Source organism: Planktosalinus sp., assembly GCF_059864935.1.
Genome location: NZ_JCBCCK010000171.1, coordinates 1 through 1056, shown reverse-complemented (window position 1 = coordinate 1056; position 1056 = coordinate 1). Strand labels below are relative to the sequence as shown.

1 protein-coding gene is annotated in these 1056 nt (G+C 47.4%); it reads right to left on the bottom strand.

Annotated features, from left to right (window positions below; genetic code table 11):
* A partial coding sequence (locus AC6F75_RS06530; RefSeq protein ID WP_500714151.1) for an Ig-like domain-containing protein occupies positions 1–1056 on the bottom strand: 1056 nt, incomplete at both ends.

The window sequence follows — 1056 nt, the reverse complement described above, 5'->3', positions numbered from 1 at the left end:
ATATAAGGAAGTGCAGCAGGAACGATAATGTCACCATCCTGGGTTACTGTAGCTATGACTTCTACCCTTGGAGACTCACACAACACCTGGCCTGTTCCTATGGTCCAGTTAAAAAACCAATAGTAAGCAGCCAAAGAACTGCCCATGCCATTGACACCTCCCACAATTTCACCTCCTGTGCCCAGCGGGTATGGATAAACATTCCCCGATGAATCCCTGATAAGGTTCACGGATGTTGGATTGGTTTTAATAAGCCTGTATTCCTGACCCGGTGTGACCGGAAAGTTAAGTTGTATGGTATATGGTGTACTGCCATTTCCGGCAGGTACGTTGGCTGTTGTGGAAGCAATTATGGTATTTGACCCCGGTGCCCATAACTCCACATCAATGGTCCCGCCGGCACCATCTGGATATACATCCACACTTGCAATGGTAAAAGACTGGGTGGCATGGAACATAATTCCATAAGGCAAAGAGGTGTTAAAACTTGCTGTCCCCGTAGGGGCAGGTTTACCTTGACCTGCCAAAGGAGCATCGCCTTCGATAAACACTTCAGTGGCCCAATAGGATGTCGTTGTTGTCAACACCGGTGTAGTATAGGTTGGGCCTGTACCCAGGAGGTCGCCAGCTACCGGATCGTCATACCAGTATATTTCCGTGCCCAAACCGCCATTACCTACTGCTTCCAAAACCGCTGTACCTTTACATACTATGGTGGCATCGGTGGTAGAGAGTATTTCTAAATTTGTACAGTCAATCTCTGTTACCGTGATGGCCAAAAGGTCACTCACGCAACCATTGAGCGTTTGGTTCACATAATAAGTCGTACCGTCAACCAATACCGTTGTATTGGGTATGGTCATCGTTCCGGCCGCATCACTGTACCAAGTCAGGTTTCCGCCAAATACAACCAAATCTGCCAGGGTATCACCCGGTTCAAAGAATTGGTCTTCGTCACCTCCGGGTGCTGCCGTATAATTTGCACAGTTTATCACCGCTAAATCTATTGTTAATGTATATGCTGTCGATGGCGAATCGGAAGTCGATATGACTATG